Genomic DNA, 18,852 nt, shown 5'->3' with positions numbered 1-18,852 from the left:
GGCCCGTACCCGACCACGCGGCCGCCGCACCGAAACACCAGGAGTTGATGTTGTGATCACCATGCCCGCCCGGAAACCGCGGCGCAGCGCCGCGGCGACCCGCCGAACGCCCCTGCTACTCGACCGGGCCGCCCTCAAGCGGCGGCTGGCCGACGACACATACGACGTGCTCGTCATCGGCGGCGGCATCACCGGGGCGTACGCCGTGCTCGACGCGGCCTCGCGCGGGCTGCGCGCGGCACTGATCGAGAAGGACGACTTCGCCTCCGGCACGTCGTCGAAGTCCTCGAAGATGGTGCACGGCGGCCTGCGCTACATCGAGCAGGGCAACGTCAACCTGGTCCGCCACTCGCTCCTGGAACGTCACCGCTTCCGCAAGAACGCCCCGCACCTGGTGCACCGGCTGCCGTTCCTCTTCCCGATCCTGGACAAGGAGGGCATCTTCGACGCCCGCCTCGCCAAGGGCTTCGAGGGTCTGCTGTGGACGTACGACCTGGTCGGCGGCTGGCGGATCGGCAAGCTCCACCAGCGGCTCACCGTCCCCGAGGTGCTCGCGCAGGCGCCGACGCTGCGCGCGGAGAACCTCAAGGGCGGGCTGATGTACTTCGACGCCCGTACCGATGACGCCCGGCTCGTGCTGACCATCGTCCGGACCGCGGCAGCGCTCGGTGCGACGATCCTCAACGGTGCCCGGGCCGAGGGTCTGCTGATGCAGATGGGCAAGGTGGCCGGCGCACGGGTCTCGGCGGACGGCGACACCTTCGACATCCGTTCGCGGGCCGTCGTCAACGCCACCGGTGTGTGGACCGACGAGCTCGACGCGAAGGCCGACGACGGTCACAAGCCGCAGGTACGGCCCGCCAAGGGCGTCCACATCGTGGTGCCGTGGGACAAGGTCCGGATCAACTGCACGGTCACCGTGCCGATCCCCGGCCGGGCCCGCCGCGCGACCTGCACCCGCTGGGGCAACAGCGTCGTGCTCGGCACCACGGACGAGGACTACCAGGGCTCCCCCGACGACGTGCACTGCACCCGCCAGGAGATGGACTTCCTGCTGGAGGGCGCCAACACCGCCTTCGAAGGGAAGCTCACCCCGGACGACGTGGTCGGCTCCATCGGCGGCCTGCGCCCGCTGGTCGGCGGTAGGGAGGGCGCGACCCTCGACATGCGCCGCGACCACCACATCACCGTCGGCCGCACCGGCATGGTGACGGTAACCGGCGGCAAGCTCACCACCAGCCGACACATGGGCGAGCTCGTCATCGACAAGGTGATGACGGTCCTCGGCCGCAAGGGGAAGAGCCGCACCACCGACCTCCCGCTGCTCGGCGGTGCCGGTTACGACGCCGAGGCCGTCGCGGCCTCCGGCGGCATCGCCGCACACCTCGGCGAACGTTTCGGCACCGAGGCCCGGTTCGTCGGCGACCTGATCCAGGACGACCCGACGCTGGCCGAGCCGGTCGTCGCGGGACTCCCGTACACCAAGGCGGAGGTCGTGTACGCGGCCCGCGCCGAACTGGCCCGCTCGGTCGACGACGTGCTCTCCCGGCGACTGCGCGCCCGGCTGTTCGCCCGGGACGCCTCCGTCGACGCCGCCGGGGCCGTCGGCGCGATCCTCGGCCAGGAACTGAACCTCTCGGAGGCCGAGGTGGAGCGTTCGGTCTCCGAGTACCTCGCAGCCGTCCGTCACGAAAAGTCCGTACTCCTCGAAGGGGCAGCAGCATGATCAGCCGTCAGACCATCACCCACCCGTTCAACCGGGGCAACTACACGATCGGCGCCCCCAGTTTCGCCAAGTGGGCGCAGAACACCGCGATCGGGGACGGCGAGGCCGCCCTCCAGGTCGACCCGGTCGACGTTCCCGAATCCGTGCTCGAGGCGCTGCGCGGGGCCGCGCACGCGGTGCACACCTCCCGCGACGAGGTCGTCACCCGAACCCGTGACTGGTGGGCCGGCTCGATGATCGGTGAGACCGAGGGCCGTCCGGCGACGCCGAACGCCGTGATCGTCGAGGCGGCCGACGCCGACCAGGTCGCGGCCGTGCTGCGGATCTGCCACGAGGCCGGTATCCCGGTCACCCCGTCCGCCGGCCGCTCCAACGTCACGGGCGCGGCGCTCCCCGTCTTCGGCGGCGTCGTCCTGGACGTCTGCGGACTGAACGAGATCACCGGCTTCGACGCCGAGTCGAACATCGTGGATGTCCAGGCCGGCATGTTCGGCGACCTCTTCGAGAAGCAGCTCCAGGAGGAATACGGCGTCACCACCGGCCACTGGCCGTCCGCGTTCGCCGTGTCCACGGTCGGCGGCTGGATCGCCTGTCGCGGCGCCGGCCAGCTCTCCACCCGTTACGGCAAGATCGAGGACATGGTCGTCGGCGTCGACGTCGTGCACGCGGACGGTACGCGTGCCACGTACGGCGACTACGCCCGCGCCGCGGTCGGTCCGGACCTGCGCCAGCTGTTCGTCGGATCCGAGGGCACCCTCGGCGTCATCGTCTCGGTGCGCCTGCGGGTCCACCCGCTGCCCCAGTACGCCAACGCCGTCGCGTTCGGCTTCAAGACCTTCGCCGAGGGCCTGGACGCCTGCCGCAGGATCATGCAGCGCGGTGCCACCCCGGCCGTGCTGCGGTTGTACGACGCCCTGGAGTCGGGCACCCACTTCGGCCACCCGGAGACCAACCTCCTGCTCATCGCCGACGAGGGCGACCCGACCATCGTCGACGCATCGATCAAGGTGGCGGCCGAGGTCTGCGAGGCGTACGGCCCCGAGCTGGACAGCAAGGCGGTCTTCGAGCGCTGGCTGGACGAGCGGATGCTGGTCGGCAAGTCCGCCGACGGCTTCACGCCCGGTCCCGGATTCGTCGCCGACACCCTGGAGATGGCCGCTTCCTGGACCGACCTCCCGGTGATCTACGACGAGGTGGTCGCCGCGATCCAGTCGGTGCCCGGCACCCTGGCCGCGTCGGCCCACCAGTCCCACGCGTACACCGACGGCGCCTGCGTCTACTTCTCGCTGCGCGGCGACGTGGCGCCCGAGTCGCGCCGCGACTGGTACCGCTCGGTATGGGACGCGGCCAACGCCGTACTCATCAAGCACGCGGCGGCGCTCAGCCACCACCACGGCTGCGGTCTGCTGCGCGGCCCCTACCTGGAGGAATCCCTCGGGGCGGGCTTCGCGACATTCGTCGCCGTGAAGAAGGCCCTGGACCCGGCCGGCATTCTCAACCCTGGCAAACTGGGCCTTCCCAGCCGATTCGGTGCGTCCCCGCTGAACTGACGCCAGGATCTCAGCAGCCACGAACCCCTCTCTCTCCCCAGGCAGGCCCTTGCCATGACCCCTTCCCCCTCCCGGTCCGGTGCCGCACTCGACCCCCGGCTCACCACGGCGTTCGCCGAGGTGCCGGTCATCGCGTCGGTCGTCGGCACGCAGCCGCTGCGGCAGTTTCTGACCGCACCGGCCAAGGTGTGCATCCTCGCCTCGTTCGCGGTGGGGCAACTGCCCCAGGTCGTGCCGGCGCTGGGCCGGGCGGGAAAGACCGTGTTCGTAAACGTGGACAGCAGCCCCGGTCTGGCTCAGGACCGAGGCGCGCTGGAGTTCATCAAGAACATGGGCGCGCACGGCGTAGTCAGCACCCGGCTCTCCCTCATAGAGAAGGGCCGCCCGCTCGGCCTGCTGACGATGATGAAGGTGTTCGTCACCGACCGGTCCAATCTGCGCCGCTCCACGGACGCGATCTCGCGCGGGGCGCCGGACCTGGTCGAGATCATGCCCGCCCCGATCATCGCCCGGATGAGCGCGCAGGCACAGCGCGCGATGTCCCCGTCGGTCGCCGCCGGCTTCGTCGAAACCGCTGCGGACGTCGCGCTCGCACTGGCCCTCGGGTCGGCCGCCGCCGCCACGTCCGACCCCCGCCTCTGGCACCTGCGCCGGGACCAGCTGCCGCCGGTCCCGGCCACCGCCCTGAAGAGGCCCCCCGCACCCCAGGAGTAACCCCCATGACTTACGTGGTCGTAGCCCGCTACCGCACCCAGGCCGGTGCGGAGAACACCGTCCTGTCCCTGCTCGACACGATGGCCGCCGCCTCCCGCAAGGAGCCCGGCAACCTCGCCTACCAGGTCCACCAGGGCACCGAGGACCCGCAGGCGATCGTGCTGTACGAGGAGTACGCCTCCGAGGCCGACTTCACCGCCCACTGCGCCACCCCGCACTTCCAGGAGATCGTGCTCGCCGAGGTCGTCCCGCTGCTGGAGAGCCGCGACGTACTGCGCTACGCCCCGCGTCCGGAGGTGGGCGCGTGAAGACCCGTGCGGTGGTGCTGCGCGGGATATCGACGGCCCGCCCGTACTCCGACACCCGTCCGGTCGAGGTGGAGGAGCTGGAGCTGGGCGCGCCGCGCGAGGGCGAGGTGCTGGTACGGATCGCGGCTGCCTCGCTCTGCCACTCGGACCTCTCGGTGGTCAACGGCGACCGGGTCCGGCCGCTGCCGATGGCGCTGGGTCACGAGGCGGTCGGCGTCGTCCAGGACACCGGACCGGGCGTCAGCCGGGTCTCCCCCGGCGACCATGTGGCGCTGGTCTTCGTGCCGAGCTGCGGCTTCTGTGGCGACTGCGCACAGGGCCGGCCGGCCCTGTGCGCGCAGGCCGCGGCGGCGAACGGATCCGGCGCGCTGCTGCACGGCCCGTCACTGCTGACCGATGCCTTCGGCAACCGGGTCCATCACCAGCTGGGCGTCTCCGCGTTCTCCGAACACGCGGTGCTGGCCCAGGAGTCTGTGGTCCCGATCCCCAAGGACATCCCGTTCACCGTCGCCTCGATGTTCGGCTGCGCGGTCCTGACGGGCGCGGGCGCGGTGATCAACACGGCGGCCCTGCGTCCGGGGCAGTCGACGGTGGTCTACGGCCTGGGCGGTGTGGGCCTCTCCGCGGTGCTGGGCGCCCGGGCGGCGGGGGCGTACCCGATCATCGCAGTCGACCCGGTCCAGGAGAAGCGCGAGCTGGCTCTCCGGCTGGGCGCGACGCATGCGTACACCCCCGACGACGCTGTGCGGCAGATCCGCCAACTCACCTCCGGCGGTGCGGAGGTGGCGGTGGAAGCGGTGGGCAGTCCGAAGGTGATGGCGGAGTGCCTGTCGGCCGTGGCACGGGGCGGCAAGGTCGTCTCGGTGGGCCTGCCCGCACCCGACCGGCTGCTGGAGGTGCCGGCCCTGGCGTTCGCGGGCGAAGGCAAGTCACTGATGGGCTCATACATGGGTGACGCTGTGCCGCGCCGCGACATCCCGAGGTTCCTGGACCTGTGGCGGGCGGGAGTGATGCCGGTGGAGCAGATGCACACGGGCACACTGCCGTTGGCCGACATCAACGCGGCGATGGAGGAGCTGGCTTCGGGCCGGGCGATCCGTCAGGTCATCGACACATCGGGCATGCTGAGCACCTGACGCCCCGGCTCGGGCGGTCGACTGAAGGGCGCCAGGGAGAGAGAGCAGTGGACGCGCGCGGCGCCTCCTTGGTTCTTGCTGTCGGTCCACTCAATCGTCGTGCTGTCAGCCGCGGTCGTTCCCGTCCTTCACGGGGTGGGTCGTGCTCGGTGATCTGGTCGGCGGGGCGGTGGAGTGTCCAGCGGTGGACCCCGCCGTCCATGGGCAGCACCTCGACAACGGTTTCCAGCGGTGGGTAGCCGAGTTCACCCCAGCTGAATTGGCGGATCACGACGGCGGTGTCGTCGTCCAGGCCGAGCAGGATGCGCACAGCGTCCCTCAGTTCGCGGAGGTGCGGACTCGGCCAGGCGATTCCTGGGCGCGGTTCCAGGTGCATAAGAGATACCCCTTGTTCCGGGAAGAGTGGCAGGTGGCGTAGACGGCGGGCTTCGCCGTGGTGGTTCAGTCGGGTGGTGTGCGGGTGGCGGCCCGGTTCCGGATCGGTGGCCTGACGGGTGGTCGGGCAGCGCGGTGTTGTGTGGCCACGGTCATCTGCCAGGTCGCGAGGAGCAGCAGCGTGCCGGTTTCGGCGAGGAGACTGAGGACGGCCTGTGGTGCGGGCTGCAGACCGCGCTCGGTGAATCCGAACACGCCTACGGTGCGCGAGGCAGTGAAGCCGCCAAGGGCCCCGAGCGCGACGCCTGCCGCGGCGGCCCTCAGCAGCAGGGGTGGTGTCCCCATCAGCAGCAGGGCAGCGAGGGCGAAGGAAGCGCCGGCCTGGAGGAGGAACAGGGGGCCGATGATGTGGATGAAGCGGTACTCGTCGACGTAGAGCTGGGCGTGGATGTACCCGCCGGCGGCGAGGGTTGCGGCAGTCGCCCACCGCAGGGCGGGGGTCGGGAGTCTTCGGGTGTTCATGCCAACCTCTGGTCCTTGATGGCCAGTTCGCGGTCGCCTTGGCGGTAGCCGACGCTGCGGATGCCAAGTGCGTCTTTGAGCTGTCGGGCGGGGACGACCTGCGGGGTGGGGGCGGGGGCACGGCCCGGTTTGGGCAGGGGGTAGGCGGTGGTGGTGGCGGAGTGGAAGGTGATGTTGCCCTCTGTCTTGGTGAACAGCTGGTGGACGTGCCCGTTGAGGCAGGTGACAGAGGAAAAGCGGCGCAGGAGGGCGATGACCTTCAGGGCGTCGTCGGTGCTCCAGCCCCACTGCGGGTACATGGCGAACAGCGGGATGTGGCTGAAGACCACGATGGGGGTGTCCGACGACAGTCCGGCGACGTCCTTGCGAACGAAGTCGATCTGGTCGTTGCCGAGGTGGCCGAGCTTCTCCAGGCTCAGGGTGTTGACCAGGGCGATGAAGTGCACGCCGTGGGTGTCGAAGCTGTACCAGCCGTCGCCGAGCGTGCCCATGCCGAAGGTCCGCCGGTAGGCGCGGCCCGCATCGCCGATGGAGTCGTGCTCGCCCGGTACCGTGAAGACACGGTCTGTCTTCATTCCGGCCATCATCTGCTTGACCTGGTTGAACTGTCCGGCCGTGGACAGGTGGGTCAGGTCGCCGCTGTGCATGACGAAGTCAGGCCTGAATCCGAGCGAGTTGACCTGGTTGATCGCTTCGGTGAAGGAGCCGGCCACGTCCATGTTCGCAGGGCCCTGGAACCCGATATGGCTGTCGGAGACCTGCACGAACCGCAGCGCGCCGCTTTCTGCGGCGGCGGCACCGACAGCGGCCTTGGCGTTGGTGCCCCGGGAGTCGGCGATGTGGCTGATCACCTCCCCACTGGCCACGGTCAGCACCACTGCTCCGCCGAACCACCCTGCGTGGCGGATGAGTTGGCGACGCGTCATACCGTGTTCCGTGTCAGGCCGACCGGCGTCGTGGTCCGGCGCTCCGTCGTGACTGTCGTAGTAGTCGGTCATCAGGTCACCTCCACGGTGGCGGTCATGAACGGATGGATGGTGCAGAGGTAGGTGTAGGTGCCGGGTTTGGTGAACGTGTAGCTGTAGGTGGCGTGGGTGGCCAGGGCGGCGGAATGCAACGGGCCGCCCGTGCCGGCGCTGGTGACGGTGTGGGCGTCGGTGTCCTGGTTGGTCCAGGTCACCGTCGTACCCACCCTCACCTTCAGCGTGGCCGGGGCGAATGCGAAGTTCTTGATCGCCACGGAGTTCCCGGTCACCGGCGCGCCCGTGCTCGAGTGACTCGCGGGCATGCTCATGCTGGGCATCGGCGAGGCGCCGGGAGGGGATCCCACCGTGTTCCCCGACCCCGTGGCACCGGGCATCCCGGCCGTCCGGCGCTGACCCGGACCGGGTGTGATGGCGCCGGCTGCGGAGGACGAGGGGTGCGGCGACTGGCCGCAGGCGCTGAGGAGCCCCAGCGCGCCGGCGGTGGCGATGGTGGCAACGGCCAGCCCGGCCGCAGCGCGTGATCGCCGGCCTGGTGTGCGGAAGTTCCGATGCATGGTGTCCGCTCCTCACTGATCAGGCGGAGATGGGGGCTGCGCCGGCAGGGGGCGCAGGCAACCGCAGGGATGTGTGGTGGATGTCGTGTTCATGGCCGCGTGCCCCTCACGGACCCAGCGATCGAGCACCGGCCGAGGCTGCGCGGTGGCGCGGACTTCGATGCACGGGGGCGGGGTGAGCGTGACAGGCGCCGGGAGCGCGTACGTCGCGTGGTGTTTTTCGGTCACCTCTGGTCCATCCTTTGTCGCACGGGGAATCGATGAGGAATTGCGCGTACGTCGGCTCTTGTCCGGCTCCACGGACGGCGGGGTTCCCACGGTTCGGTAGATATGCACTTTTTGTGAGACCTCTTGGTATCGCCGCGGATCAGCCGGCCCCTCTGGGGGCCGCGCACGCTTGGCCCTGGTGGTGTCGCAAGGCCTGACAGGGACGTATCGCCCGCGGCGCTCGCAGAGTGTCACCTGCGCCATGCCGTGCGTTACAGGACAAAGCAGTACATGTGCGCGATGATCGGCCTATGCCCTGGCGTTCCCGAAAACGTGATCCAAGGACCGATCCGGATCGCTCCACGCGCCGTGCTTCCGGTAAAGGGAACCTTTCGACCGCGGACGAGGAACTGCTGCGCACTCTGTACGCGGAGCACGCAGGGCCCCTGTTCCACTACGTGCTGCGACTGACCTCAGGAGATCGGCAATGGGCGGAGGATGTGGTGCAGGAGACGCTGCTGCGGGCGTGGCAGCATCCCGCCGCGTTCGATCCCGCACGCGGCCCGGCCCGGGCATGGCTGTGTACGGTTGCCCGGCATCTGGTCATCGACGCCCACCGGGCCCGGCAGGCCAGGCCTACCGAGGTCGGCGGCGAAGCGCTGGAGCGAGCCGTCGAGCAGACACCGGGCGAGGACGAGATCGAGCAGGCACTGCAGAGCTGGGCGGTTGCGGACGCCGTCCGGACGCTGTCCCCGGACCACCGCGCGGTGCTGCTGGAGACCTACTACCGGGGCCGGACCATGGTGGAGGCCGCACGGGTGCTGGGCATCCCGCTGGGCACCGTGAAGTCACGGACGTACTACGCCCTGCACGCCCTGCGGCTGGCGCTCCAGGAGCGGGGGATCGAGCCATGACCGTGGCGGGCAGGAGGTGGCGACCATGAGTGCCGAGCACGACGCCCTCCGGCTGGCGCTGGGAGGATACGTCCTGAGCACGCTGCCCTCAGCAGAAATGGAACGGGTGCGCGTCCACCTCGCGGAATGCGCCGAATGCCGGGCCGAACACACCCAGCTGGCGGGATTGCCTGCGCTGCTGGCGACGGTGACCGAAGCCGAAGCCTCAGGCCAGACGGTGCCGACGGCCGACGGGGACCTGACCGACCGGCTGGTAGCACGGGCAGCCGAAGGCGCGCAGGGCTCCCTGCCCGAACGGCCCGCCGCGCCCGCGGTGTCGCAGGTGCCGGAGGGGGGCGTGCTGGAGAGGCTGCTCCAGCAGGCCGCGTCCCGGCGCCGCAGGACCTGGCGTCTGCAACTGGCCGGCGCTGCCGCCTCGCTGATGTTCATCGCGGCAACGGCCGGCGGCACATGGCTGGCGGCTGTCGGATCCGTGGGCAGTCAGGCGACGCCGCCTGGGCCGACCGCGCCGGCTCCCTCGCGCACCTTCTCCGGAAGCGATCCCGCCACCGGTGTCTCCGCCTCGGTGAAGGTCTCGCCCTCTGCCTGGGGCAGTGTCCTGCAGGTCTCCGCCAAGGGGGCACCCGCCGGAATCACCTGCCGGCTGCAGGCGGTCGGGCTCGGCGGAGCCCGGGCGGACGGCGCTACCTGGCGGGCAGGCGAGTACCCTCCCGGCACCACGATCCCAGGAGCGGTTGCCATGTCCCCGGGAACCATCGACCACTTCGAGATTCTCGCAGGCAGCGGTCAGAGGCTGGTCACAATCCGGGCGTGACGCGTCCACAGCTGTCGAGTGTGAGCGCACGGCGGCACAAAAGGCCAAGAAGACGTCGCCACCGAAGGGTCGTGCCGCGGGCGAAGAGGGGGCCGGCCAGTCGACAAGAAGCGAGCCGCCTCAAGACCGGTGGACCAGGCTGGAGGAGCGCGCTGAGGACGTCCGGCCGATGACCATCGAGAAGGCGTGTGCTCGTGACATCGGCTGCACAGGCACGCTCGCGATCACCGTCGTCGACCGATGCCACCACGCCGCACGGCTCCGGGATCGGCAAGATCGTCCGACAAGGGCACCCGGCGGATGAGTGCGGCGGCTGCCTCGAAGGCCGACACCGGCACCTCTATGGCCGAGGGGCTGATCGGCGCCACGCGCGCGAAGGCGGCGGGCGGTCGAAGCGGCTGCCACAGGCCGGGAAAGGCCACCTCAGCGGCCGGGCGGATCAAGGTGAAGGCCGTCCGGGTGCACGACCGGCGGGTCGAGGGGCGGGGCAAGCGGTCATCCGGTCGATCTGGCCGCTGTGGTGTCACACATCCCCGGGGCCGGTCAGGTGCTGCGGCTGCTTCGCCTGCACAACCTGTCATCGGGGGATGTGTCCGCATCAGGGCAGTTCAGCGGCTCGGTCGTGGGGCTCTGACCCGCTCCCGTCACGTGGCTGCCGGCAGTGGCAGGCCGGCCACCCCGCGACGGGCCCCCTCGGGTGCCGGCCGCGTACATGGGTGGGCACGGGTGTGCGGGGGGCCGGCGGCATGCACCTCAACCTCCACCGGGAGGAGGCCGCAGCCGGCGCCCTGGTCCTTCTCGCAGCGCGCCGACGGTTTCCTGGCCCTGGTCACCCTCACCCCCGGCTCCAACGAATCGGCCCAGTCCTCAGCCGACTTGATGCGTGAGTGCGCCGACGGGGCACGCACTCCCTGTCCGGGTGGCCGGTGGCGCCGCCCTGGTCTTTACGACGGCACGGCCGAGGTGTTCCCCTCCCCCGCGCGAGCAGCGGTATGCGGTTCACCAAACGGCCGGCGACCTCGACTCTCCTATTCCCCCGAAGTCCGTGCAGCCCGGAGAAGAGGATCCAGGATGTCTGCACGCCGAGTGTCGCGACCAAGCCGAGATGCGGGCAGGGACGGTCGTCCGGCTCTCCGGCGTGAGGTTCTCGCAAGGCCGTGGCGGAAGGCCACGGGCGAGGAGACCGAGCCGCCAGTGCCAGGTCCGGCTGAGTACGGCATCGAGCTCTGGCAGAGGCGAGTGAGTCCAGCCAGCCCGCTCGCATCGACATGAATCGCAAGAAGTCGAACAAAAAGTGCGAATTACTCGAACCGTTCGACATGCGTCGCCCGTGGAACTCAATGAGCGCGCCCATGCAGGATCCCGCCTACCGACCGCCCCCGAAGCGGTCTCCCCCGTTCCGACCTCCGCACATCCACAGAAGAGCCAGAAGACCATGTTTGTGATGGATTCCCCCAGCCCGAGTTCACTGCTCGGCCGGCCCTGCCGCCACCAGGCGCTGCTCACCCTGCCCGCGCAGGAGGCGCACGTCTCCGCCGCTCGTCACTTCGCGGCCGATCTGCTGGAGACCTGGAGTGTGCCCGCAAGCGAGCGGGACTCCGCCGTTCTCATCGTCGACGAACTCGCCGCCAATGCCGCGCAGTACGGCCGCGAGCGGATGACCCTGCTGCTCGTCCTCGACCACGACACTCTGCACATCGTGGTCACTGACTCCGGCACGACCGTGGAACGCCATCGCCCCGACATCGCCCCCGACGAACACGGCCGCGGCACCGGCATCGTCCAGTACCTCGCCCAGTCGACCGAGGTCCATCAGACGCGCAGCGGCCGCGAAGTCCGCGCCTGCCTGAGGTGCTCGCCATGACCGGGCCGGACGTTCCGCACGAGCTGCGACCCCCTGCCGGGGCCGGCACTGCCGCACAGCGACGGGTCGCCGGGGGCAGCTGCGGCGCCGGGTCACCCGACGCCCCCGCGAGTGGGCCTTCGCAGCCCACCAACCGTGCCCCATCGACGGCTGCCCGAGCCCGACCCAGGTTCCCATGCGGTCCGCGGCACACCCATCGGCCCTTGATCACAGCAACCCCGACCACGACACGGTGCTGTGTCAACGCTGCGGCGCCAACCCCTACGTACCGGCGGAGGTGTGGACGTGGACGTCACCCGGAACAGCCATGAGGGCATCGGCGCCCCGCCCCCGCAGGAGGCGTACGCGAATGCGCCCGATCTGCGCCGCGAGATGCACCAAGTGCTCGCTCTCGGGGCCGAACGCGACGGCCGCCGGGCCAGGCCCGCCACCGACCCCCAGGTCGACGCGACGGCCGCCGAACGGGCCTGGCTGCTACGCCGGGCGGCTCTCATGGACCGGATGGCCCTGGACGACCCCGGCCCCGGCCCCCTCGCAGCCGCCGCAGAAACCGCCGAACAACTCGTCCTGCACGACCGCCGCCATCCCGACCTGGTGGCCGGCCCACACCGCCCCGACGCGATCACACTCGCCCCCAGCCACCGCCTCTACGTCCGCCAGGAGTACGCCGCCTGGACGGCCGCCGGGCGCCCCGGGATCTGAATCGACCCCGAACCGACAGGAGAAGGACACATGACCCGCAAGGACATCGACACCCGGCACGCCCCCGCAGCAGCCGGCCAACTCCACTCGTCTCGCCTTCCACGCCCGACAGCCACGCGTGAACATCGCGCCAATCGGCGACAGGAACGGTCACGCCAGGGAAAGCCGATGAACGCACCGTGGCCGAACACGACGGCCCATCGGCTGTTCCAGGTGCCCGAACGTGGTTGCTCCCAGGGGCAGCGACTGGGCCTCCATCCGGCCCAAACGCCCCCGCACACTCCGCGGGCCGGGCAGCCGGCACAGGCGGCCATACAGGCCACAGGCAGCGAACTGCGCCTCACCATAAGCCCGTTGCCAGTCGAGCTCCCCGCGGTTGCGGCGGCGACGGGCGACGAATTCGCTTGCGAGGCCCTGCTGGACGACGCCGTGGGAATCTGCCGATGGCGCGGGCGGCGGACACCGGTGAAACCGCCGTGCCAAGTGCACCGGGAAACCTCCTCCCAGGCGCCCGCGCACGAGACCGCGGGCACGGACGCCGGCCTGCCCGGCCACCTCCTGCGGATCCCCTTCCGCGACGACGAGCGCCGGCCATCCGTCGGTGCAGAGCCCTGCTGGGTCATGGACATCGACCGCGTCCAGCAGCGTGATGTCCCGGCCGAGTGTGGCCGGGACGCGGAGGGGGAACGCTTCGCCGTATCGGCGGACGGGCAACCGCGCTGGACGCGCCCGCCCGCGGCAGCGGGCCGTCGTCCGCAGTCAAAGGTGTGCGCCGCCGGCCGCGTCAACCTTCCGCAAGGCCCGGTCGTGGACGGGACGCCTCTTTGGGCAGCGGCCGAGGCTCTGCGCGCACCCGGAGAGCGATGGGGTCATGCTGGGGGCGGCAAGACACGATGCGCCGCGGGTGCTCCCGCTCCCACCGCTGCCGCGCAGGAACAAGCGGCGCGGATCGCCGAGGCAGACATGAAGGCCGACGCGTTCGAAGGGGTGGTGTGACAATGTTCCGCAATGCGCTGGAGCCCTGGCACCTGCTGATCCTGGTCGCGGTCGTGGTTTTGATCTTCGGCTCGAAGAAACTACCCGACACGGCCCGGGCGCTGGGCAAGTCCATGCGGATCCTCAAGAGCGAGACCAAGGCCATGAAGGACGACGACGCCTCAAACGAGCCACGCCCCGAACCTGAGCCGGGACCGGGACCGGGACCGGGACCGCGGACGATCTCGGGCGCTCCCGGAGACACCGCCACCGACCGCACCGCGCCCACGGACACGACCAGCCACTGCGACTGAGCCCGGTCCTGCACGTCACTGGCTCATCCCCGCACGAGACGCTGCCCGAAGCCCCCGGCCGGCTCACCTCTCGCGCTGCCGGGCCGCCCGCGTCGCTGTCTGCGGTATCGGCCGGCGTCTTGGCCGGAGCAGCGCTGTTTCCCGGCCCGAGCGCGACGCGTGACAGTGGACGGTCTGAGGACCTTCGTGAGCCGCCCACCCTCGGGCCGGGCAGGGCAGATCAGCTCGCGGTAAGTGGTGCCGGCCTGGACCAACTGCCTGCTGGACGCGCTACCGGCCGCAACCGGCGCCGTGGCGAACTCGCGCCCTACCGGGCGACGGAGACGATCAAGTACTGACTCAGGGCCGGTAGTCTCCGGTCTGCCACACGAGATGAGGACGTGGCATGCCCCAGTCAGCCCGCAACAAGGAGAAGGATCCCGGGGGGCGGATGCCGCTCGCGGAGCACCTTCGTGAGCTCCGCAACCGGCTCGCCAAGGCCGTCCTGGCCATCCTGGTCGTCACGATCACCACGGCCTTCTACTACAAGGGCATCGTAAACTTCTTCACCAGGCCGGTGCTGGACTCGGTCGGCTGCCCGACGTCCTTCGCCGATCTGGCCAAGCAGACCGCGGACACCACCTGCGCGCGAATCACGATCAACGGTCTGCTCGCGCCCTTCACCCTGGCGCTGAAGGTGTCCCTGATGGCTGGCGTCGTGCTGGCCTCGCCGGTATGGCTATACCAGCTGTGGGCGTTCGTTGCCCCCGGCCTGCACAAGCACGAGCGAAAATACGCCTACGCGTTCGTCAGCGCGGGGGTCCCGCTGTTCTTGGGCGGCGCCTTCTTCGCCTACAAGGTGCTGCCCACGACCGCGAAGGTGTTGATCGGCTTCACCCCGCACGGGGTGGCCAACCTGCTGCCGCTGGACGATCTGCTCGACCTCGTCACCCGCATGGTGGTCGTCTTTGGTCTCTCCTTCGAGATGCCGCTGCTGCTGGTGATGCTGAACCTCACCGGAGTGCTGTCCGGCCGGCGGATGCTCGGCTGGTGGCGCGGCATGGTCATGGGGATCACGGCCTTTTCGGCTGTGGCGACGCCGAGCACGGACCCGCTGACCATGCTGGCGCTGGCCGCACCGATCTGGGTGCTCTATTTCGCCGCCGTTGTCTTTTCGCTTCTCAATGACCGGCGCAAGGCCCGAAGAGAGGCAGAGGGACCCGGCGACGACGAGATCTCCGACCTCGACCTCACGCCGCAGGACATCGGCGAAGCGGAATCGGTGTCCGCCAGCCAGACCCTGCCCGCGCAGCCGGACGCTGACGACGACCGCGCCGACGGTGAGGCGACGTGACCTGAGGGTGCCTTCAGTAGGGTCGGGGACTGGAACGGTGGCCTGTGAGGGCTCCGGCTGAATGGCAGCCCTCGATGCGACTGCACGGTCGAGGCTTCGTGCGGCGTCCACTACAAGCTCCACGCATCCGTAGAAGTCTGAGATTTTCGGGGTGATGACCACAGGACCGCCTCACTGGTGACGACTTTCCTGCTGCGCGTCGCGGGTAGCTCCAGGTCAGCTGGTCGCAGGGGTGGCAACTGTCGTGCTTCGGCACATCAGTTGGTGAGTCGAAGCACGACAGTTGCCACAAAAGCAGACCTACTGCCACCAAGTCCCCTGGTGAACGCCCGGCGGTGACCTGGATGGAAACGAACGCAGGCCGCTGACCGCATTGTTGAGCTGGTGGTCCTTCTCGTGGACGCTTGTGGGGTGAACGAAGACGGCGAATACATGCTGAGAGAACTCCAGTCGCTGGACCCCGCGGTGCGCGCGGACGTCCTGCGCGTGCTGGACTGCGTCGTCCAGGGCCTCCCCGCTCACTGGCGGCGCCGCAGAGGGGTGCCGCAGCTCATGGTGTTCCTCGACGGTCCGGAGGATGTGCGGATGGAGAGGATCACCCTGCGGGAGCTGTCCGGGCATGGATATCTCGACGAGTTCAGCCGCTGGGCCGGCAGCGTCCCGGTATCGAAGGCCAGGGAACACGGCTGTGCCGCCCTGGTCCACGGGAACCGTATTCACGCGAGGATCAACCAAATCGGCCCCGTCGGATCGGGCCGGCGCCGTCCCGACACCTTCGTTTGCGTCCGCACCGTGCACCGGGATTTGAGAATGAGCCCATCTTTTTCTCTCAAGTTCGATGTCGAAGGCCGGTTCTTCCCGCGGCTTGTGTTTCATAAGTGGGTCTTCGACACCATCGCCCGCGCCCGGCAGAGTTGAGCCCGAGGCGAGTATTTCGGTCGTACCGGGAAGCTTTGGCGGCTGTCACGCAACGAAGCCGACCACAGGAGGCAGTGACCGGTGACACCGATCACAGGTCGGCCCGAACTCGCACTCCACGCCCACCCACACGCCGGGCCAGTGGGGGTGGCGGTCGGTGACCGGCATGCCGCACCCGGCACAGCCCTGCGCGGCCAGACCGTGCGACCGGAACAGCGCGACGGTCTCCGCGGAATTCCTGGGTCATCAGGGCGACCGAGCCGCGCTGCACGGCCGCCGGGCCCAGGCAATCTGGATCGCGAAGTGGTGTCCAGGTCGGCGAAGAGTTCCAGGAGCGCAGCTGCCTCCTGGGGATCCTGTGGTAGGTCACGAGAGTGCGGCCCGAGCGGCGCCGGTAGGCGGCTGATTGCGCCTGGCCCGGGATGATCTCGGGGAGTTGGGGCCGTACGCGAAGCACCCTGTGTTGTCAGCGCCTCGAGGTATCGTCGGCGGGTCAGGTGTGCCATCTCATGACATTGGTTCCTCGCTGTCAGGCTTGGCGGGCGTAGGACGCCAGGCGATCGGCGAGCGCGATGACGAGGTCGCGCAGTTCATCGGGGCACTCGATGACGAACGGCCGGTCGAGTGAGGCGAGTACCGGAGGCAACCAGTCGAGCCGCTCCGCCCGCAGCTCGATGCGCAGCCAGCGCTCGGTCGCCCGGTCCTCACCTGCCGCAGGCTCGTGCGCCTCCAGGCTCGCGACGCCGGCGGGAAGGTGGGCGCGGATCTGTTCAACTGTCCCGTGGATCCGCAAGGTCACCTCATGCCGGTACTCGGCCGTGGCAAACCCTGACAACACGCGCTGTGCCGGACCGGGACCCGCCGACGCTTCGAATGAGCCGGGCAGGGTCCTCGTGTGTGCGATGCGATCGAGCCGGAAGGTTCGGTCCTCGCCGATCTGGTCGTCCTTGCCCGTGACGTACCACCGGCCCGAATGGGCGACGATCCCGTACGCGTGCAGCGTGCGTTCGCTGCGCCGTCCGTCGCGGTCGGTGTAGCGGATCGAGACCGGTCGGCGGTGGCGTACCGCATCGGCGATGGTGAGCAGGACCTCAGCGTCCGGGGTGTCGAACTCGCCGGGCTGATCCGTGAAGGCGAGAGCCTCCAGGAGCGTGTCGAGCCGACGGGCGATGTGCTTAGGCAGCACCCGCCGGATCTTCGCCGATGCCGTCTCGCTTGCCGTGTGCTCCGTCGTCGTCAGCCCTGCTCGGCGGCCGGCGACCAGGCCGAGCAGCACGGCCAGCGCCTCGTCGTCGCTGAGCATGAGCGGAGGCAAGCGGTACCCGGGGGCGAGCCGGTACCCGCCGTAGCGGCCGCGCACCGATTCCACGGGCACGTCCAGGTCGATCAGCTGCTCCACATAGCGCCGCACGGTGCGCCCTTCGACGCCGAGCCGGTCGGCGAGTTCGGCCACAGTCCGGGTGCCGCCCGACTGCAGCAGCTCCAGGAGTGTCAGCACGCGGCCAGTGGGTCGAGACATGTTCACAGCTTATGTGAATACAGGACCGATTCTGTCCACTATTTCTCCTAGCCTGCGAAGTGCACGACTCCAGCACAACCAAGGAGATCCCCATGGACTTCGTCTCGATCCGCATCATCACCAGCGACGTAGCGCGCCTCGTCGAGTTCTACGAGCGAGCCACAGGTATGCGGGCGATATGGGCCACCCAGGACTTCGCCGAACTCAAGACCGCGGGCGCCACCCTCGCGATCGCCGGCACCCGGACCGTCCCGCTGTTCGCCCCGGACTCTGCCCGCCCGGCGGACAACCACAGCGTGATCACCGAGTTCCTCGTCGACGACGTGGACCGCGTTCACCAGAACCTGACCGGCTTCGTGACCGACTTCGTCAACGAGCCCACCACCATGCCCTGGGGCAACCGGTCACTGCTGTTCCGCGACCCCGACGGCAACCTCGTCAACTTCTTCACCCCCGTCACCCCGGCGGCCATCGAGAAGTTCGCACGCTGACGCCACGCACAGCCGCTCACACGGGAGCCCCGAGATCCCGGGGCTCCCGGTGAACGCGGCCGCCAAGTCCAGGAACGCCAACAGCAGGGGGCACCGGAACGCACCGCCGACCCCCGAAGGACGTCTGCGCTTGTGCCTGCGGATCGACGCCGGACGTCCGATCGCGCACGTCGCTACGGAAGCCGGGATCTGCCGTCGCTGCCTGGCCCAGTGGTACGCCCGCTGGCGAGCGCACGGCGAGCACGGACTACTCGACCACTCCTCCCGCCCGCCACCAGCCCCGGCACTCGCGGGCATCCCGCAGCAGCTCACCTTCGAGGACTTCGTGTAACCGAGGTCCCGAGACACCCCACCTAGTGCCGCATCAGGCAACGTTTGCCCTGTTGTGATGTGACGCGCCTTCCGGGTGCTGTGGCGAACGGCGCGTGGGCGTCATTCTGTCCGGGTGGCAGAACGAGTGCGTGTCCGAGAGATCGATGACGATGAGGGGCGGCGGCTTCTGCGGATCATTCGCAGGGGGACCGGGTCGGTGGTGACCTGGCGGCGGGCCCAGATGGTGCTGCTGTCCGCGCAGGGCATGCCGGTGGCGAAGATTGCCGAGGTGTCGTTCACCAGCGACGACCGGGTGCGGGACGTGATCCACAACTTCAACGCCGACGGTTTCGACTCCTTGTATCCGAAGTACTCCGGTGGCCGGCCGAAGACGTTCACGCTGCCCGAACGCCGCGAGATCAAGAAGATCGCGAAGTCCAGGCCCACCGAGCACGACTTGCCATTCTCAACCTGGAGCCTGTCCAAGCTGGCGGACTTCCTGGTCGCCGAGGGGGTGGTCGACGACATCAGCCACGAGGGCCTGCGCATCTTGCTCCGCGAGGAAGGCGTCTCCTTTCAACGCCTGAAGACCTGGAAGACCTCCCGGGACCCCGACTA

General features: G+C 69.5%; 20 protein-coding genes. 16 read left to right on the top strand and 4 right to left on the bottom strand.

Features of this window, described 5'->3' with window-relative positions; translation table 11 throughout:
* The first annotated feature begins 52 nt into the window (after positions 1-52).
* Genes ACFU8W_RS32060 through ACFU8W_RS32040 form a run of 5 tightly spaced genes read left to right on the top strand, consistent with a single transcriptional unit; the run spans position 53 to position 5,434 of the window.
* Positions 53-1,726: an FAD-dependent oxidoreductase gene (locus tag ACFU8W_RS32060; RefSeq protein WP_384044558.1), complete on the top strand. Its 1,674-nt coding sequence runs from the start codon at positions 53-55 to the stop codon at positions 1,724-1,726.
* On the top strand, positions 1,723-3,276 hold the full coding sequence (locus ACFU8W_RS32055; RefSeq protein ID WP_384044555.1) for an FAD-binding oxidoreductase: 1,554 nt from the start codon (positions 1,723-1,725) through the stop codon (positions 3,274-3,276). Before ACFU8W_RS32060 ends, ACFU8W_RS32055 begins: the two co-directional genes overlap by 4 nt.
* Before the next feature lie 54 nt (positions 3,277-3,330).
* Positions 3,331-3,990: a glycerol-3-phosphate responsive antiterminator gene (locus ACFU8W_RS32050; protein WP_384044551.1), complete on the top strand. Its 660-nt coding sequence runs from the start codon at positions 3,331-3,333 to the stop codon at positions 3,988-3,990.
* A gap of 5 nt (positions 3,991-3,995) precedes the next feature.
* Positions 3,996-4,298, top strand: coding sequence for a putative quinol monooxygenase (locus tag ACFU8W_RS32045; RefSeq protein WP_384044548.1), 303 nt, complete (start codon positions 3,996-3,998; stop codon positions 4,296-4,298).
* Positions 4,295-5,434, top strand: a complete 1,140-nt coding sequence (locus tag ACFU8W_RS32040) for a zinc-binding dehydrogenase (RefSeq protein ID WP_384044545.1) — start codon at positions 4,295-4,297, stop codon at positions 5,432-5,434. The genes ACFU8W_RS32045 and ACFU8W_RS32040 overlap by 4 nt, the downstream gene beginning before the upstream one ends.
* Before the next feature lie 441 nt (positions 5,435-5,875).
* On the opposite strand, the gene ACFU8W_RS32035 is transcribed toward ACFU8W_RS32040, so the two are convergent.
* The 3 genes from ACFU8W_RS32035 to ACFU8W_RS32025 are packed head-to-tail and all read right to left on the bottom strand — an operon-like array spanning position 5,876 to position 7,871.
* Positions 5,876-6,331, bottom strand: coding sequence for a hypothetical protein (locus ACFU8W_RS32035; protein ID WP_384044542.1), 456 nt, complete (start codon positions 6,329-6,331; stop codon positions 5,876-5,878).
* On the bottom strand, positions 6,328-7,329 hold the full coding sequence (locus ACFU8W_RS32030) for a metallophosphoesterase family protein (RefSeq protein ID WP_384044539.1): 1,002 nt from the start codon (positions 7,327-7,329) through the stop codon (positions 6,328-6,330). The genes ACFU8W_RS32035 and ACFU8W_RS32030 overlap by 4 nt, the downstream gene beginning before the upstream one ends.
* The gene (locus ACFU8W_RS32025) at positions 7,329-7,871 is read right to left on the bottom strand and encodes a plastocyanin/azurin family copper-binding protein (protein ID WP_384044536.1); all 543 of its coding nucleotides are present in this window, start codon (positions 7,869-7,871) and stop codon (positions 7,329-7,331) included. The genes ACFU8W_RS32030 and ACFU8W_RS32025 overlap by 1 nt, the downstream gene beginning before the upstream one ends.
* 518 nt (positions 7,872-8,389) lie before the next feature.
* On the opposite strand from ACFU8W_RS32025, the gene ACFU8W_RS32020 reads away from it, so the two are divergent.
* The 8 genes from ACFU8W_RS32020 (at position 8,390) to ACFU8W_RS31985 (ending at position 15,912) form a co-directional block, all read left to right on the top strand.
* On the top strand, positions 8,390-8,992 hold the full coding sequence (locus tag ACFU8W_RS32020) for a sigma-70 family RNA polymerase sigma factor (protein ID WP_384044533.1): 603 nt from the start codon (positions 8,390-8,392) through the stop codon (positions 8,990-8,992).
* A 25-nt stretch (positions 8,993-9,017) separates the two neighbouring features.
* Positions 9,018-9,806 carry a zf-HC2 domain-containing protein gene (locus tag ACFU8W_RS32015; RefSeq protein ID WP_384044530.1) on the top strand — a complete coding sequence of 263 codons (789 nt, stop codon included), beginning with the start codon at positions 9,018-9,020 and terminating at the stop codon, positions 9,804-9,806.
* Positions 9,807-11,250: 1,444 nt separating this feature from the next.
* Positions 11,251-11,670, top strand: coding sequence for an ATP-binding protein (locus tag ACFU8W_RS32010; protein ID WP_384044527.1), 420 nt, complete (start codon positions 11,251-11,253; stop codon positions 11,668-11,670).
* A gap of 285 nt (positions 11,671-11,955) precedes the next feature.
* Positions 11,956-12,372: a hypothetical protein gene (locus ACFU8W_RS32005; RefSeq protein ID WP_384044524.1), complete on the top strand. Its 417-nt coding sequence runs from the start codon at positions 11,956-11,958 to the stop codon at positions 12,370-12,372.
* A gap of 354 nt (positions 12,373-12,726) precedes the next feature.
* Positions 12,727-13,368 carry a hypothetical protein gene (locus tag ACFU8W_RS32000; protein ID WP_384044521.1) on the top strand — a complete coding sequence of 214 codons (642 nt, stop codon included), beginning with the start codon at positions 12,727-12,729 and terminating at the stop codon, positions 13,366-13,368.
* A 2-nt stretch (positions 13,369-13,370) separates the two neighbouring features.
* Positions 13,371-13,661 (top strand): Sec-independent protein translocase subunit TatA, encoded by a 291-nt coding sequence (tatA, locus tag ACFU8W_RS31995; protein ID WP_384044518.1) that lies wholly within the window; start codon positions 13,371-13,373, stop codon positions 13,659-13,661.
* 385 nt (positions 13,662-14,046) lie between these two features.
* Positions 14,047-14,994: a twin-arginine translocase subunit TatC gene (tatC, locus tag ACFU8W_RS31990; protein WP_384044514.1), complete on the top strand. Its 948-nt coding sequence runs from the start codon at positions 14,047-14,049 to the stop codon at positions 14,992-14,994.
* A gap of 411 nt (positions 14,995-15,405) precedes the next feature.
* Positions 15,406-15,912, top strand: a complete 507-nt coding sequence (locus tag ACFU8W_RS31985; protein WP_384044511.1) for a hypothetical protein — start codon at positions 15,406-15,408, stop codon at positions 15,910-15,912.
* A gap of 529 nt (positions 15,913-16,441) precedes the next feature.
* On the opposite strand, the gene ACFU8W_RS31980 is transcribed toward ACFU8W_RS31985, so the two are convergent.
* The gene (locus tag ACFU8W_RS31980; RefSeq protein WP_384044508.1) at positions 16,442-17,431 is read right to left on the bottom strand and encodes a helix-turn-helix transcriptional regulator; all 990 of its coding nucleotides are present in this window, start codon (positions 17,429-17,431) and stop codon (positions 16,442-16,444) included.
* Between the two features lie 92 nt (positions 17,432-17,523).
* Between ACFU8W_RS31980 and ACFU8W_RS31975 the strand changes: the two genes are divergently transcribed.
* From ACFU8W_RS31975 to ACFU8W_RS31965, 3 genes are all read left to right on the top strand, one after another.
* Complete coding sequence (locus ACFU8W_RS31975) at positions 17,524-17,922, top strand: VOC family protein (RefSeq protein WP_384044506.1); 399 nt, start codon at positions 17,524-17,526, stop codon at positions 17,920-17,922.
* A 130-nt stretch (positions 17,923-18,052) separates the two neighbouring features.
* On the top strand, positions 18,053-18,253 hold the full coding sequence (locus ACFU8W_RS31970) for a helix-turn-helix domain-containing protein (RefSeq protein ID WP_384044503.1): 201 nt from the start codon (positions 18,053-18,055) through the stop codon (positions 18,251-18,253).
* A 114-nt stretch (positions 18,254-18,367) separates the two neighbouring features.
* Positions 18,368-18,852 (top strand): transposase (locus ACFU8W_RS31965; protein WP_384044500.1); only part of this gene is annotated, 485 nt, incomplete at its 3' end.

This window comes from Streptomyces sp. NPDC057565, assembly GCF_042801455.1.
GTDB classification, from domain to species: Bacteria; Actinomycetota; Actinomycetes; order Streptomycetales; family Streptomycetaceae; genus Streptomyces; species Streptomyces yanii.
Note: the sequence above shows the minus strand (reverse complement) of the source record. Positions and strands in the feature narration are given on the sequence as shown.

Excerpts from the sequence above, each read along its gene's own strand:
- ACFU8W_RS31980 (WP_384044508.1), bottom strand. The coding sequence starts at position 17,431 with ATGTCTCGACCCACTGGCCGCGTGCTGACACTCCTGGAGCTGCTGCAG.
- ACFU8W_RS32025 (WP_384044536.1), bottom strand. The coding sequence starts at position 7,871 with ATGCATCGGAACTTCCGCACACCAGGCCGGCGATCACGCGCTGCGGCC.
- ACFU8W_RS32015 (WP_384044530.1), top strand. The coding sequence starts at position 9,018 with ATGAGTGCCGAGCACGACGCCCTCCGGCTGGCGCTGGGAGGATACGTC.
- tatA (WP_384044518.1), top strand. The coding sequence starts at position 13,371 with ATGTTCCGCAATGCGCTGGAGCCCTGGCACCTGCTGATCCTGGTCGCG.
- ACFU8W_RS31975 (WP_384044506.1), top strand. The coding sequence starts at position 17,524 with ATGGACTTCGTCTCGATCCGCATCATCACCAGCGACGTAGCGCGCCTC.
- ACFU8W_RS32010 (WP_384044527.1), top strand. The coding sequence starts at position 11,251 with ATGGATTCCCCCAGCCCGAGTTCACTGCTCGGCCGGCCCTGCCGCCAC.
- ACFU8W_RS32035 (WP_384044542.1), bottom strand. The coding sequence starts at position 6,331 with ATGAACACCCGAAGACTCCCGACCCCCGCCCTGCGGTGGGCGACTGCC.
- tatC (WP_384044514.1), top strand. The coding sequence starts at position 14,047 with ATGCCCCAGTCAGCCCGCAACAAGGAGAAGGATCCCGGGGGGCGGATG.
- ACFU8W_RS32020 (WP_384044533.1), top strand. The coding sequence starts at position 8,390 with ATGCCCTGGCGTTCCCGAAAACGTGATCCAAGGACCGATCCGGATCGC.
- ACFU8W_RS32050 (WP_384044551.1), top strand. The coding sequence starts at position 3,331 with ATGACCCCTTCCCCCTCCCGGTCCGGTGCCGCACTCGACCCCCGGCTC.
- ACFU8W_RS32045 (WP_384044548.1), top strand. The coding sequence starts at position 3,996 with ATGACTTACGTGGTCGTAGCCCGCTACCGCACCCAGGCCGGTGCGGAG.
- ACFU8W_RS32055 (WP_384044555.1), top strand. The coding sequence starts at position 1,723 with ATGATCAGCCGTCAGACCATCACCCACCCGTTCAACCGGGGCAACTAC.
- ACFU8W_RS32030 (WP_384044539.1), bottom strand. The coding sequence starts at position 7,329 with ATGACCGACTACTACGACAGTCACGACGGAGCGCCGGACCACGACGCC.